Origin of the sequence: Geobacillus sp. (assembly GCF_017515625.1) — a bacterium.
GTDB lineage: Bacteria > Bacillota > Bacilli > Bacillales > Anoxybacillaceae > Geobacillus > Geobacillus stearothermophilus.
This window is the reverse complement of the sequence record NZ_JAFWFM010000002.1, coordinates 1-14,411: the sequence shown is the minus strand read 5'-3', so window position 1 is coordinate 14,411 and position 14,411 is coordinate 1. Positions and strand designations below refer to the sequence as shown.

Annotated in this window: 14 protein-coding genes; all 14 read left to right on the top strand. The window is 54.3% G+C overall.

The window, feature by feature from the left end; translation table 11 throughout:
* Positions 1-173, top strand: a 173-nt coding sequence (locus tag IKE44_RS00190) for a DegV family protein (RefSeq protein WP_287464640.1), incomplete at its 5' end; no start/stop codon positions are given.
* A gap of 574 nt (positions 174-747) precedes the next feature.
* Positions 748-2,139: an ATP-dependent helicase ComFA gene (locus tag IKE44_RS00185; protein ID WP_049626163.1), complete on the top strand. Its 1,392-nt coding sequence runs from the start codon at positions 748-750 to the stop codon at positions 2,137-2,139.
* The gene (locus IKE44_RS00180) at positions 2,136-2,828 is read left to right on the top strand and encodes a ComFC family protein (RefSeq protein WP_049626164.1); all 693 of its coding nucleotides are present in this window, start codon (positions 2,136-2,138) and stop codon (positions 2,826-2,828) included. Before IKE44_RS00185 ends, IKE44_RS00180 begins: the two co-directional genes overlap by 4 nt.
* 72 nt (positions 2,829-2,900) lie before the next feature.
* Positions 2,901-5,957: a hypothetical protein gene (locus tag IKE44_RS00175; RefSeq protein WP_053093093.1), complete on the top strand. Its 3,057-nt coding sequence runs from the start codon at positions 2,901-2,903 to the stop codon at positions 5,955-5,957.
* Entirely contained in the window at positions 5,954-6,250 is a 297-nt protein-coding gene (locus tag IKE44_RS00170; RefSeq protein ID WP_049626165.1) for an EscU/YscU/HrcU family type III secretion system export apparatus switch protein, read from the top strand. Before IKE44_RS00175 ends, IKE44_RS00170 begins: the two co-directional genes overlap by 4 nt.
* 56 nt (positions 6,251-6,306) lie before the next feature.
* Positions 6,307-6,732 (top strand): flagellar export chaperone FliS, encoded by a 426-nt coding sequence (gene fliS, locus IKE44_RS00165; protein ID WP_049626166.1) that lies wholly within the window; start codon positions 6,307-6,309, stop codon positions 6,730-6,732.
* Between the two features lie 18 nt (positions 6,733-6,750).
* Positions 6,751-9,144 carry a flagellin N-terminal helical domain-containing protein gene (locus IKE44_RS00160; RefSeq protein ID WP_287464631.1) on the top strand — a complete coding sequence of 798 codons (2,394 nt, stop codon included), beginning with the start codon at positions 6,751-6,753 and terminating at the stop codon, positions 9,142-9,144.
* An 82-nt stretch (positions 9,145-9,226) separates the two neighbouring features.
* The gene (locus IKE44_RS00155; RefSeq protein WP_049624580.1) at positions 9,227-9,664 is read left to right on the top strand and encodes a YaaR family protein; all 438 of its coding nucleotides are present in this window, start codon (positions 9,227-9,229) and stop codon (positions 9,662-9,664) included.
* Positions 9,665-9,797: 133 nt separating this feature from the next.
* Positions 9,798-10,208 (top strand): TIGR03826 family flagellar region protein, encoded by a 411-nt coding sequence (locus IKE44_RS00150; protein WP_049624590.1) that lies wholly within the window; start codon positions 9,798-9,800, stop codon positions 10,206-10,208.
* Between the two features lie 71 nt (positions 10,209-10,279).
* Positions 10,280-10,546 (top strand): flagellar biosynthesis anti-sigma factor FlgM, encoded by a 267-nt coding sequence (gene flgM / locus IKE44_RS00145; protein WP_049624581.1) that lies wholly within the window; start codon positions 10,280-10,282, stop codon positions 10,544-10,546.
* 15 nt (positions 10,547-10,561) lie between these two features.
* A complete protein-coding gene (locus tag IKE44_RS00140) occupies positions 10,562-11,029 on the top strand; it encodes a flagellar protein FlgN (RefSeq protein WP_049624582.1) in 468 nt (155 codons plus the stop codon).
* Between the two features lie 12 nt (positions 11,030-11,041).
* The gene (gene flgK / locus IKE44_RS00135) at positions 11,042-12,637 is read left to right on the top strand and encodes a flagellar hook-associated protein FlgK (RefSeq protein WP_287464628.1); all 1,596 of its coding nucleotides are present in this window, start codon (positions 11,042-11,044) and stop codon (positions 12,635-12,637) included.
* Positions 12,638-12,647: 10 nt separating this feature from the next.
* Positions 12,648-13,541, top strand: coding sequence for a flagellar hook-associated protein FlgL (gene flgL, locus IKE44_RS00130; RefSeq protein WP_287464637.1), 894 nt, complete (start codon positions 12,648-12,650; stop codon positions 13,539-13,541).
* An 84-nt stretch (positions 13,542-13,625) separates the two neighbouring features.
* Complete coding sequence (locus IKE44_RS00125) at positions 13,626-14,180, top strand: DUF6470 family protein (protein WP_287464635.1); 555 nt, start codon at positions 13,626-13,628, stop codon at positions 14,178-14,180.
* The last annotated feature ends 231 nt before the right edge of the window (positions 14,181-14,411 follow it).

Here is a 14,411-nt window from a genome sequence, read left to right as displayed (position 1 = left end):
TTCCGCTCAAAGCCGCTATCATCCATGCCAACCAGCCCGATGAAGCGCACCGCTGGCGCGATGAGCTGTCCGCCCGCTATCCGCACGTCGAATTTTCGATCAGCTATTTTGGCCCCGTCATCGCCACGCACGTCGGCGAAGGCGCGCTCGGGTTGACGTGGTATCAGCCTTAAGCCGAGGCCGCAAAGCACCGCCTCGAGGCGCTGCAGCCGAGCACAAGGCGGAACGGTGTGCCCCGCCTTGTGCGGCGGCGAATTTGTTTTACATTCGTTTTCTCACCTCCTTATGAAACGGACCGGAGATGCGGTACTGGCCGAACTTGTCGAACGTTTTCCTTTCCTGAAAAATTTGTCGCTATTTCCCCGGGAATGTTGTCGAAACACGTTGTCGATCGACTCCGTGACTGTTCTGTGAATCTTCGCTGGCGTCAAGTTTTGCTGCATCCATTTCTTTTGAAGACCGATATGTCGTGAAAAAGACGGTCAAACCACATCCTTATTCCATTTGGAAAGGCCTTTTCACCTCCACTTTCTTTTTTGATCGAATATTGCCGTTTTGTGCATGGCGTCTGTTTTTTATTACCAACCTTCTAAAGAATGCCGTGAGATCGCTCTTTCTGTCCCTTTATGCGTTTCAAGCCTCTCAACTTGGGGAGAGGGTGTTTTCCAAGGCGTTTTTGCCGCGTCACCCGCTCTGTTAGGATCTCAGAGACATGCTTTTCCTGAATGACAAAAGGAGTGATGCTCATTGTACATCCCCCCATCAACCGCTGCTTCGCCGCTTGTCGTCTGGCTCAATGGCCAGCGCCTACCCCGAGAGCAGCTGCCGTTTCCCGATGGAGAAGTCGCTGCCGCCATCCAGACCGGTTCGCTATGCGAACAGCCCGGGCTCATCAACACAGCGCGCGGCTGGCGCTGCGTCCGTTGCGGAAACGACGATCGTCGTCTGTTCGCCTCGTTTCCGTGCGCCCGCTGCGGGGCAGATTGCGCGTATTGCCGCAAGTGTCTCGTGATGGGGCGCATCAGCTCCTGCACCCGCCTTGTGCACGTGACGATGCCGCTTCCGTCCGAGCCGCACGAAGCGCCGCTTTCCTGGGACGGGGAACTGTCCGCCGCTCAGGCGGAGGCTGCCCAGGCAGTCCGCCAGGCGGTGCTGGACCGAAGCGAGCTGCTCGTTTGGGCCGTATGTGGGGCAGGGAAAACCGAGATGTTGTTTCCCGCCATCGCTGCCGCCTTGGAGGAAGGTTGGCGAGTTGGCCTCGCCACGCCTAGAGTGGACGTTGTCCGCGAGCTCGCTCCGCGCTTCCGCCAGGCGTTCCCGCGCGTTTCGTTCGCCGTATGGCACGGCGGAAGCGATGAGCGCGGGCGGATCGCTTCTTTGGTCCTCTCCACCACCCACCAGTTGCTGCGAGCCTACCGCGCATTTGACGTTATGATCGTCGATGAAGTCGACGCCTTCCCGTATTCGGTTGAACCGATGCTTGAATACGCCGTCAGTCAAGCGCGGAAAGAACGATCAAGCCTCATCTATCTCACCGCCACTCCCTCCCGCGCTTGGCAACGTGACATTGCGCGTGGCAAACGGAACGCCGTCGTCATCCCCGCCCGCTATCACGGCCATCCGCTCCCCGTCCCCGTGCTTGAATGGTGCGGCAATTGGCGCAAGCAGCTCGAGCGCGGCCGCTTGCCCGAAAACGTCCTTGCGTGGGTTCGCCATCGTTTGGAACAGAGAAAGCAGGCGTTTTTGTTCGTTCCTCATATCGATGAGCTTGAAGCGGTCACCCGCCTCTTGCAACGGGTCGATCCCCGCATCGTCGGCGTCCACGCCGAAGCCCCGGATCGCGCCGATCATGTGCAGGCGTTTCGCGACGGGCGCGTTCCGCTGCTTGTGACGACGACGATCCTTGAACGGGGAGTGACGGTACCGAACATCGATGTCGCCGTCCTTGGCGCCGAAGACCGCATCTTTACGGAAAGCGCTCTTGTGCAAATCGCCGGCCGCGTCGGCCGCCACGCGGCGTTTCCGGATGGCGACGTCCGCTTTTTCCATCACGGAAAAACGAACGAGATGGTGCGGGCGCGCCGCCACATTGTCCGCATGAATGAGACAGCGAAGAAAAGGGGGTTGCTGCATCGATGAACTGCCTCCTTTGCCATTCTCCGTACAACCCGATCACGAGCTGGCGCCAGCTGTTTCTTCTTGAAGACCCAGACGTCCTTTGCCCGCGCTGCCGCGGTGCGTTTGTGCTTATTGACGGCCGCCTTTGCGAGATGTGCGGCCGCCCGCTCGAGGAGGCGGCGCCATCCGTGTGCCCCGACTGCCTCCGATGGCAGGATGATGAACAATGGGGGAGGGCGCTCGTGAAAAACCGATCCGTCTATCTATACAACGACTGGATGAAAGACGTCGTCGCCTTATGGAAATTCCGCGGCGACTATGTCATCGTCGAGGCGTTCCGCCGTCCGTTTTCCCAAGCGTTTCGCCGCCATTTCGGCCGCGATTGGCACATCGTCCCAATCCCGCTGAGCCCCGAACGGCTGTATGAGCGCGGCTTCAACCAAGCGGAAGCGCTCGCCCGCCTGCTTCCGTTTCCGTGTTTCCCTTGGCTTTCTCGCAAGCATTCCGAAAAACAATCGAAAAAATCGCGCCGTGAGCGGCTCGAGACCGACAACCCGTTTTTTCTCTCCGGACATCCGCCGATTGACGGAAAACGAATCGTTCTCATCGATGACATTTACACGACGGGCATCACCGTCCGCCACGCGGCCCTTGTTTTGCTTGAAGCGGGGGCGGCAGAGGTGGGGGCGTTGACGTTGGTGCGGGCGTGAGCAGGCTAAACATTTGTCTGCAGGATGCCGATATAAACAGTAGCAACCGAATGGAGCGGAAGGTGAACAGGGATGGAAATTCGCAACGTTTTGACTAGACAATCGATAACGTCGCCAAATCAAACGCTGATAGTGCAAAAAGGAGAAACATACGATGCGGTCATCAAGGAAAGCCAAGGCGGCGCTGCCGTTGTCGTGATCAAAGGGATCGAAGTGCAGGTGCGAACGGAAGGGGAATGGCCGCAGGAAGGGCGTGTGGCCATCAAGATCGTTGGGGAACAAGACGGCGTCCCGGTGGCGCGAATCGTTCCCCGCCCTCCTCAAGAGACGGACAAACAACCGGTTTATTTTTCTGCTTCGGAACCGTTATCGTCTGAGCTGAGACAGGTTGGGGACTGGCTGCAAAAACATGGACAATCGCTCACAAAAGAGATTGTTTCCACCTTGCGAACGTTTTTCACCGAAGCCCCAGGCACCGTAGAGCAAAAACTTGATACCGTTCGCGCGGTCATCAATAAGCATTTAGAACTGACAGACGTTCATCTTGCAGCTGTCCATGAGGCGCTGCATGGGAAGCCGTTAGGGGAGCAATTCGCGGAGATTGCCAACAAACTCGATCCAGCCTTTACACTGGCTCAGCGAGAAGAACAAAGCGCGATGAAAGAAACGCCGCACCATTTGGCTGTTGCGGCCGATCAGTTCGAGCGCCAAGCGTGGCGGACGGGAAAAACGGGAGAATTGTCCAGCGCGCCTCCTTCATTGGCAGCCGACCAGTCCGCCAAAGCGGGATCAACAGAAGGAACGAAGTCCTCAGAAATCAGCGGACGTAAAGCATTGGGGCACCGTCCCCTCGTACCGACATGGGATCATCTAGAACGCACGGTTCAGATGGAAACGGCATCAACTACCGAAACATCCACCCTCCTCCAACAAGTACGTGAACAAGTCGCTCGCGAGCCGAGCTTGTCGAAGGCAGTGGAATACGTCCGTCAACAGGTCGTTCATATGCCGAATGTAGAGCGGAACGTGGCAGAACAAGTGGATCGGGCGTTGCGTGAGGTTGTTCAGCTGCAGCGGCAAGGGCGGGAAGGGGAAGCCCGAGCGCGGTTGAGTGAGGTGTTGGTGAAGGCGGAACAAGCGGCCCGTGCTTTGGAAGCGACCGTTCAATCCGTGAGTGACGCCTCTCAACCGTCTCCAGAGCTACCGAAGCAAATTCGAGCCATTCGAACGGAAGCCGTTCGTGCGCTAAATTTGTCGAATACGCTGTCCCGAGTTCAAAAGCTGCTCGCTGAACACAGCGAGTTGCCAGGGGATGTCCGACAAAAAATAGAAGCGGTGTTAAAAGAAACAATGTGGCTGCAACAAGCTGGCCAACATGCGGCAGCGAGAACTCATCTTGTCCGTCAACTCGATCAAATCGAGTCGATAACGGCTAATACACGATCGTCAGTTGTCCAACCGCCGTCTCCTGTTAATGAGACGACAGCTCCATTCAAGATGCCAGCGGTGGACCATATATCGGTTTTATCGGAGATGGCAGAGGGAGCAGGACAGGGAGGAATTTCACAGCGTTCCACCGCTCCAGTGGTCGAGCAGTCAGGTGATGACGCGATTGGAAACGGGGCGCGGCAGGCTATCTCTTCGGCGGGCAGCCAAAACGAAGTGACAGCTGATGCGGCGAACGACACTCAACCGATCGAACAGCTGCGTGAGGCCATGCGCCGAGCAATCAAATCGTTGCAGCAAGAGCCCCACTTGGAAAAAGCGTTGGACGCCGTTGGAGCGGATATCGCGGAAGCGCTCCGCACCCACCCTCACTGGGAACAGGCATGGGCCGACTCGTTTGCCAGTGCGCGAAATTTGATGGAAAAAGGGCGGGAGCTCGCCGCAAGGCAGACCGTGTTGAAAACGTTAAATGAGATCGAAGCGTCACTCCCGTCTGTGCCAACTGATCGCTCGCTGGATGTTGACAGCCTATTTGATGGGGCATGGCAAGCGGCTTTGTCGCTTGAATCCAAACAATTTTTCGTGCAAACGGTCACGAAAAAAATGGCGCAGGCTGCACTTGATTTTAAAACGGTGAAGCGCGATGTGATGCGCCAGTTAGAGACGGTGGCGCAGGTGGCGGAAAACAAAAGCCCCGCCGCCCGCTTGCAAGCTACATCGATGTTGGAAATGGCGATCAAACAATTGGACAACGCCATTTTAAAAAGCGACATCATGCTGTTTACCGATATGGTGACGGAAAAACAGTTGATGAAAGCCAGCTCCGCGCTCGCTGAGGCAAAAAAACAGCTTCGCCAAGGTGACGCGGCTGGGGCACGGAACATCGTGAACGAAGTGAAGAACATGCTAGCGAATATTGTGTTCAAACCGTCCGAGGCGAAGGTGAAACATTTTGTGAGGATGCACGGTGAAACAACAGCCGATTCATCCAAAGCGTTTCTTGAGCAAGTGAACCAGGTGATGCAACCGCCAGTGGATGGTCCATCAGCAAGGCACGTGTTTGACACGATTCGCCGTCTCGGCTTGATGCACGAGTATGAGGCCGCCGAGCGGCTTGTATTGAAAGGAAATGAAGAGGAGTCGGCACTGCCAAATATAAAGGAAGTGCTTTTGCGGCTGGCGCAAAGCGGAAATGAATCGGTTGCGCGGCAAGCGGAACAGGCGTTAACGAATTTGACGGGCCAACAGCTGTTAAACAAGTGGGATGGCATGATGGGGTGGCAAAGCTTTTTCTTCACACTGCCGCTGTTATGGCAACATGAGGTGCGCAACGTCAACGTCTATGTCAACGCCCGCCAAGATGGCGAGCGAATCGATTGGGAAAACTGTCAGCTCTATTTCTTGCTGGAGACAAAAAAATTGGGAGACCTCGGCATTTTGCTTCAGGCGAATGAGCGAAACTTATCGATTACCCTTCGCAACGACCGCGATGATTTTGCCCAAAAAGCCGCGCCGTTCATCGAGATGGCGAAAAAGCGATTGGAGGAGATCGGCTATCACGTCAAAGCGATCAACGTCGACAAGCTGACGAATGAAACGAAGCGGGAGGAAGAAGAAAAACGGGCGCCATCCATTCGCCCGTATGGATCGTTTACGGAAAGAGGGTACGATTTCACGATATGATAGCGAACTATTTCAACCAAAAAAAGCAGAGACACATGAACGGCCCGACGGCGGCCGTCATCCGCTATGATGAATCATCGGGTCGGTCGCCGACTGTCGTCGCCCAAGGAAGCGGACATGTGGCGCAGAAAATCATTGAACTGGCGAAACAGCATCACGTCCCGATTCAAGAAGATCCGTTGCTCGTGCAAAACTTGCTGCAACTGGATCTAGGCGACCGCATCCCGCCGCAGTTGTACGCGGTGATTGCCGAAATTTTGATTTTGATTGAAGAAATTGAAAAAAACCCTTAAACATTGTCGATTGACCGCCGATATAAATGACAGAGAGCCAATGGGGGTGCACGGCGTTGGATTTTTTAACGGAAGAATGGATTTATCAAAAAAACTCGCAACAGTTGACGGCGTTGTTATATGAGGGGCTCATCGAATGTTTGGAAGAAGCCATTGCGTCCATTGAACACAAAGATTATTTCCGAGCGAACAAACAGCTGCAAAAAGGAAACGACATCCTTCGCCGCCTCGGCGTTGGATTGCGCTATGACGCGGGCATCATCGCCCACCAGTTGGATGCGCTCTACAACTATATGGCTGAGCGCCTCATTGAGGCAAATATGAAAAAAGACGTGAAGATTGTTCAGGAAGTGTGGCAATTAACGACTACGATCGCCACCGCGTGGAACGAGGCGCTCAAAAGCGGCGCCTCTTCCGTGCATGCGGCACAAAGGCAAAAAGCCGCAGCGTACGAACAATTCATTACATACGAGAAATCATAAGCAAAGGAGCGGATGTTTGTGCGAATCAACCATAACATTCAAGCGCTCAACGCCTACCGCAACTTGGCGGCCAATCAATCGAGCATTTCGAAAAACTTGGAGCGCCTCTCCTCCGGTTTGCGCATTAACCGTGCGGCTGACGACGCAGCAGGGCTTGCCATTTCGGAAAAAATGCGCTCGCAAATTCGCGGTTTGCAAATGGCAGAACGGAACGCGCTCGATGCGATTTCGATGATCCAAACGGCGGAAGGGGCGTTAAACGAAGTTCACAGCATCCTGCAGCGGATGCGCGAGCTGGCTGTGCAGGCGGCGAATGATACGAACACGGCCGAAGACCGAGAAGCGATTCAAAAGGAAATCAATCAGTTGACATCTGAAATTAACCGGATTGCCAACTCCACCGAATACAATACGAAAAAATTGCTCAATGAGTCCGTTTCCAGCCAAGCGAGAAGTGTGCAAATTGCTCAAGATAGCTTTTCAGCAGGCGGCACAACAATCGATGGAGCGAGCCTGAAGCTGGACCCGGAAAGCACGATCGTAGCCGGGAACTATAAAGTGAAAATTGAGGACGTTGCGACGAAATCCCTTCAAAGCACAGGACCGATTGCCGGGGGCGTGCAACAAATCACGTTAGACCCGACATCCAACTTAACTGTCGGGGATACATATGGGATCAAAATCGATCAGCAAGATGTGAAAGTCATTACGAATAATCCGGAAACATCATCCGCCATTGATGCGGTATCGATTGCGCCGAACTCCCCGTTAAGCGATGGAACAGTGAATCTTGTGATCCGTCGCACGAATGCTGTGAACAACTTCCAATCAGGTGGCACGGGTCTGACAGGAGTGCAAGTTTCGGCCTCTGCAGATCTAGATCCAAATAATACGTTTGTGATAGAAACAAAGTCCCAAGCTTCTGGTGTGCAAAACGGGACGGCCAATGGTCTATATATTACGAAGGTCAATATTGACTCTAGCAAATTTTCACTAAAAGGTGAAGATTTCCGGCTCGTCTATACAGAAACGTCACCAGGATCCGGCCAGTTCACGGTAACTTTGCAAGATAAAAACGGGAATGATTTATCCCAAGCGGTCATCTTAGATAATAACCAACAAAACTACGAGTTTTATGATTTATCTGGCAACAAACTTGGTGTTTCCTTTACGACGATTTCCGGTATTAACGGAACACTAGCGGCAGCAAGTGAAAATGGAAAATACAATGAATTTGATATTGATATTGCGCTGTCTTTAAAGAAAAATGGCACGCAAATCGGAACGGCTGTCATCACTCCGACAGATGGGACGGCTGGCAATGTGACCATTAACGGTTCGGATAGGATTAGCTACACAATCAATCATAACGGATATGCCAGCACGAACATCAATCGAACAGCAACGTTCGGCATACAGAGTATGCTTTCATACTCGACCGATGGAGCGACGTTCACGACGTTTAATGCAGGTGACAATCTGACCTTAAATGGCGGCATTTTCGTTGATACAGCCGACAATATCACTGATTATACGACAGGGGATACGACCGTGCAGATTGACGTTGGCACGACGTCATCGTATACAGCCACGCTGGTTGATGACGTGGGAAACGCACTGTCCGGCGTACCGATGCTCGTCGTTGACAATAACGGCGTGTATTCGTTTGGCAGCGGCACAGGCGTTTCGTTTACGACTGACACATTGTCAGCAGGAACACGGACGTTTACAGTAGGGGCAACCATTGCGACAAAAGCAACGTTAAGCACGAACGGCGTTGAGGTTGAGACGTTGAACAATATCGCCCCGAATACGACATTGCGTTTCCAAAACGGCGATCTGACGATGAATATCGGTGCGCTAACGAATGGTGAAGCTTCCTTTACGATCACAGGAGGGACGAACGACCAGTCGCTCAAAATTCAGATCGGAGCGAACGAAGGGCAAATGTTAAGCATTGGGATTGACGATATGCGGGCGTTCGCTCTGAAGCTTTCAAGCAACACCGCTGGTTCTTCGGTTTCATTTACGAACCATTTGGGGGAAACGATCACTGCCTATTACACGACTACAGCGAATGTCAATAATGGGGACGTTACGGAATACGGACTGGATGTAACGACCCATGAAAAGGCGACGGCAGCGGTGAAAGTTTATGACTATGCCATCGCCCAGGTATCGGCGCAACGTTCGAGCTTAGGTGCTGTGCAAAACCGCCTCGAACACACGATCAACAACTTAAAGACAGCTGAAGAAAACTTAACGTCATCCGAATCCCGCATCCGCGATACGGATATGGCGATGGAGATGGCGGAGTTTACGAAAAACAACATCTTGACGCAGGCGGCGCAGGCGATGCTCGCGCAATCGAACCAGCTGCCGCAAGGGATTTTGCAGTTGCTGAAAAGCTAATCGGACCGCATCGGGCGGGGCATAAACGCCTCGCCCTTTTGCTATGGTTGTGCGATAATGGGGGTAGCGAGAGGTGATGGCGATGGAAGTGCAAAAAGTGACGCGTACAGGGCTGGCGAACGTGGGCCGCAAAAACGATGCTCCGATGGAATCGGTGTCCTTCACCGAAGTGATGGCGAAAACGCGCCGAGACGTCGTATGGGAGCGGATCAACGAACAAGTCCGCCAAATCGAGGAGCAAGGGAAGAAGCTTGCCGAGTCGCGGACGGTGGAGGATTTGCGCAAATACAAGCAGCTCGTCAAATCGTTTTTGGACGACGCGGTGAAAAACGGCCTCCAGCTCGAGGAACAACGCGGCTTCAGCCGCGGCGGGCGCGCGCGCATTTATAAGCTCGTGAAGGAAGTCGATCAAAAGCTCGTTGAACTGACGAATGAAGTGCTGCAAAAAGAACAGCGTGGACTCGAGGTTTTGCGGCTCGTTGGTGAGATTCAAGGACTGATCATCAACATCTATACATGACCCATCGGCAGGCTGAAACGCCTCCATTGGCCATAGTGAGTCCAACATGCTACTGTGCGGCTGCATGAAAAAGCAGGAGAGCTTATATGATCAGACCAAGCCGTTTGATGTCGACAATCGGGAGGGGAAGACGGTGGCGGAATTGGCGAACTGTGCCAAATGCGGGCGGTTGTTTGTCAAACTATCGACGCGTGATGTTTGTGAATCGTGTTACCAAGAGGAAGAGCGGCAGTTTGAGCGTGTCTACGCCTTTTTGCGCAAGCGGGAAAACCGTACGGCGACGATGGCGCAAGTTGTTGAGGCGACAGGCGTGGAGGAGAAGCTAATCATCAAATGGATTCGCGCGGGGCGGCTGCAGCTTGTCCATTTCCCGAATCTCGGCTATCCGTGCGACTCGTGCGGCGCGCTGATCCGTGAAGGGCGGCTATGCGCCAAGTGCCTCGGCCAGCTACAGGCTGACTTACGGCGGGCGGAGGGGGAAAAGGAAAAAGAAGCTCGTTCCCGCCGCGCCACTTATTACATTCAGGACGATCAAGAACGCTAAACATTTTCCCTAACGTTCCGATATAAACAATAGCGCGATGTGAACCGTTTCTCTCAAGCGAGGTGAACGCGATGAAAATCCACCATATCGGTTCGATGAACGTCAACCCATATCAACGTCAGTTCGTCAAAACGGAGCGTCTAGCGGCAGGGAAGACGAAGGGCGATCAAGTGGAGATTTCCAAAGAGGCGAAAGAGCTGCAAGAAGCGGCAAGCTGGGAACGGGCGCGGCAGGCGAAGCTGGAGGAGCTGCGCCAACAAATTGAGACTGGCGCCTACCAAGTCGACCCGCGGGCGGTCGCCAAACGGATGATTGACTATTACCGAAATCACCGATAAAGGAAGCGGATCGTGATGACATTTGCCCCACTCATTCATCTATTGCGGGTGCACAGTGAGCTTTATGAAAGCTTGTTGGCGCTGTCAAGGAGAAAGACGGAAGCGTTGAAGAAAAACGACATCGAGGCGCTGTCGGCTTTGCTTGCGGATGAACAGAAGCATATTTTGGCCATCCGCCAGCTCGAGGAACGGCGGCAGCGCTGGCTGAAGGAGACGCTCGGCGATGAGGCGGCGACCCTCTCCCAATGCATGGATCTGGCAAAAGGCAAGGAGCGTGAGGAGCTGAGGGAATGCCAAGCGCGGCTTCAGACGGCCGTGAAGGCCGTGGCGGAGGCGAATGAGCTCAATCGCCAGCTCATTGAACAGTCGCTCCAGTTTGTCACCGCGATGCTTGAGACGTTCGCCCCGACGCTGTCCACCTACAGCCGCACGCAACAATATGCCCCTTCGCCCGAGCGACCGCTGTTTGAATCGAAAGCGTAAGGAGGAGAACCGATGCTCTCGACATTCCATGGCCTTGAAGCCGCCCGACGCGGCATGATGGCCCAACAAGCCGCCTTGTACACGACAAGCCATAACATCGCCAACGCCAATACAGAAGGGTATACACGGCAGCGTGTTCAACTGCAGCCGACGCCGCCGTTCCCGACGCCCGGACTCAACCGCCCGAACATCCCGGGGCAGATGGGGACAGGAGTGGAGGCGTCGTCGGTTGAACGGGTGCGCGAATATTTCCTCGACATCCAATACCGCGGCGAAAACAGCAAGCTCGGCTATTGGGAAGCGCGCGCGGATGCAGTGGCGAAGATGGAAGATATCATGAACGAGCCGTCCGACAGCGGGTTGGCGAAAACGATGGACCAGTTTTGGCAGGCGCTGCAAGATTTGAGCACCCAGCCGGAGAACGAAGGAGCGCGCTCCGTCGTCCGCCAGCGCGGGTTGGCGGTTGTCGAGACGTTCCACTATTTATCGAATTCACTGACGCAAATCCGCACGGACATCGGCACGCAAATCGGCACGACGGTGACGGAAATCAACTCCCTTCTCAACCAAATCCGAGCCTTAAACGAACGGATCGCCGAAATCGAACCGAACGGCTATTTGCCGAACGACTTGTACGACGAGCGCGACCGGTTGATCGACGAGCTGTCGCAGTATATGGAGATCGGTGTGGAAAAGCATCCAACCGGCGGCAACGCTTTGCCCATGGCGGAAGGAACGTACGACGTTTACGTGATGAACGGGAGTGCAAAAGTGTATCTCGTTCAAGGGCGCACGGCGTCTGCCGTATCGTTTCCCGACGGCAGCGATGTCGACGGCGACGGGGTGAAGGAAATTCCCCCTGCTTCAGGCGTCAATACGCTTGATGTCAGCGGGACGACCATTTCCTTCACGGCTCTTTCCAACGGCAAGCTGCGCGGGTTGATCGAAGGATACGGCTATCAAAGCGGAACCGACGCCAGCGGCCAGCCGATCGTCAAAGGGCTGTACCCAGATATGCTGTCGAACTTGGACAAGCTCGCCTATACGTTCGGCACGGTGTTCAACGCCGTTCATCAACAGGGCTACGGGTTAAATGGAAGCACGAATCACCCGTTTTTTGATGGGATCAGTGCCGTAAGCGGCGCGGCGAACACGATCAAGCTCGCTGCCGACATCGACGATTTGGCGAACATCGCGGCGTCCACCAAAAGCGGGGAAACAGGGAACGGCAACAACGCCATCAACCTCGCTAACGTCCGCAGCCTGCTTTTGTCCAATGCGACCGTTTCGCTGCAAGACGGCATCGCCGTCAACTTGGCCTCCCTGAATTTGCCGCTTTCCTCAGGCACGGTTGAAACGAACTACCAAGGCTGGATCGGCCAGCTTGGCGTCGACGGTGAGCAGGCGAACCGGATGAAAACGAACAGCGAAACGCTGCGCCAGTCGGTGGAGGAAAAGCGGCAGTCCGTGAGCTCCGTGTCGCTCGATGAAGAGATGATGAACATGATCAAATTCCAGCACGCCTACAACGCCGCGGCAAGGCAAATCACGGTGATTGACGAAATGCTCGATAAACTCATCAACGGCATGGGCGTCGTCGGAAGGTAGGTGAACGGTGATGCGCATTACGCAAAGCATGTTGGCGAACAATACGCTTAAGCAGATTGCCCGAAGCTATGCCAATTTGGACAAATATCAAACCCAGCTTTCGACGGGGAAAAAAATCACCCGCCCGTCGGACGATCCTGTTGTGGCGATGAAAGGAATCGCCTACCGTTCGAATTTAGCCGAAGTCGAGCAGTTCAAACGCAACTTCTCGGAAGCGTACAACTGGGTGGAAAACTCCGATTCGGCGCTTGACAAGGCGACGCAGGCGCTGCAGCGCATCCGCGAGCTCACCGTGCAGGCGAGCAACGACACATACGAAGAAACGCAGCGCCAAGCGATCGCCAAAGAAGTGCGCCAGTTGACCGAACATTTGGTCACGATCGCCAATACAAAAGTCGGCGACAAATACATTTTCAACGGCGCGAAAACGACGGAGCCGCCTGTGACGGTGAACCCGGACGGCACGATTTCCGTGTCGGCAAACAGCCAACAGCTGAACATTGAGCTCGCCAAAGGCATTTACATTCCGGTCAACATTCCGCCGAGCACAGCGTTTGGCGCGGGCGGCGGATTGTTTTCGGATTTGCAAAACTTGGCCGCTGCCCTCGAAAATCCGAGCACGACCGGTGATGATATAACCGACTATTTAGACAAACTCGACAGCCACTTGACGAATTTGCTCGGCGTCCGCGCCGAACTCGGCGCGCGCATGAACCGGATCGAGCTCATGGAAGACCGCATCGACAGCCAGCAGGTGATCGCGGAAAAAATGTTGTCGGACAACGAAGACGTTGACCTTGAAAAAGTCATCACCGATTTGAAAACGCAAGAAAGCGTCCACCGCGCGGCGTTGGCCGTCGGCGCGCGCGTCATTCAGCCGACGTTGGTTGACTTTTTGCGCTAAGCTAGCTTTTTTAGCTGGCTTTTTTCTTATCATGTTCCGATTCCGTCCGCCTGACGCGGAGGTTTCGACAAGGAGGAGCTGTTGATGCGCATTCCGCAGCTTCGTATGGAAGCAACATTCGCGAAACTGGCGATTTCCACCGAGCCTGCGCAACTGGAAATCACGCAGCCGCCAGCCGAAATGACGATCGAACAGCCGAAGCCAGAACTGGAGATCAACGTCATTCGCCCGCGCCTAACGATCGATCAATCGCAAGCGTGGGCCGATATGGACTTAAAACATATTTTCCGCCGGATTGAAGAAGCGGCACAGGAAGGATATGAAAGTTGGCTCGCTTATTTAGCAACCGTTTCGCAACAAGGCGATGAATTAATGAAAATCGAAAACGGCGGCGACGTGATTGCCGAGCAAGCGCAAGCAAACAGTGAAGACCCGCCGTTGGAGTTTAACGTCGGCTTCGTGCCGTCGCCGTTTAGCGTCAAAATCGACTACGAACCGGGCAAACTGATCATGGATTGGAAAATTCATAAGCCGCTCATTGACGTAAAACCGCACCAGCCAATTATCCATTACAAACAAGGAACGGTGCATATTGATTTAGCTCAGCGCAACTCACTGCACATCGACGTGGTTACGTAAATACGAAGGTAGCGTCAAAAGTTCTATGAAAACTCCACACAGATCATCCCATTGAGCATCGTGGGGCATGCGGAGGGCCGGATTCGCCCTCGACCAACACCCGCCAAAGGTGCGGAAGAGTCGTCAAGGGCGACGGGGACAAAAAAGAAGGCAATAAGAAAGCCGCCCTTGCCATGACCGAATTTTACCTTTGGCGGTGTTCGGTTGGTCAAGGGTTCGCTTCGCCGAATC

Coding starts and splice junctions, on each gene's coding strand:
- IKE44_RS00180 (WP_049626164.1), top strand. CDS start 2,136: ATGAACTGCCTCCTTTGCCATTCTCCGTACAACCCGATCACGAGCTGG.
- IKE44_RS00175 (WP_053093093.1), top strand. CDS start 2,901: ATGGAAATTCGCAACGTTTTGACTAGACAATCGATAACGTCGCCAAAT.
- IKE44_RS00170 (WP_049626165.1), top strand. CDS start 5,954: ATGATAGCGAACTATTTCAACCAAAAAAAGCAGAGACACATGAACGGC.
- IKE44_RS00155 (WP_049624580.1), top strand. CDS start 9,227: ATGGAAGTGCAAAAAGTGACGCGTACAGGGCTGGCGAACGTGGGCCGC.
- flgM (WP_049624581.1), top strand. CDS start 10,280: ATGAAAATCCACCATATCGGTTCGATGAACGTCAACCCATATCAACGT.
- IKE44_RS00140 (WP_049624582.1), top strand. CDS start 10,562: ATGACATTTGCCCCACTCATTCATCTATTGCGGGTGCACAGTGAGCTT.
- flgK (WP_287464628.1), top strand. CDS start 11,042: ATGCTCTCGACATTCCATGGCCTTGAAGCCGCCCGACGCGGCATGATG.
- flgL (WP_287464637.1), top strand. CDS start 12,648: ATGCGCATTACGCAAAGCATGTTGGCGAACAATACGCTTAAGCAGATT.
- IKE44_RS00125 (WP_287464635.1), top strand. CDS start 13,626: ATGCGCATTCCGCAGCTTCGTATGGAAGCAACATTCGCGAAACTGGCG.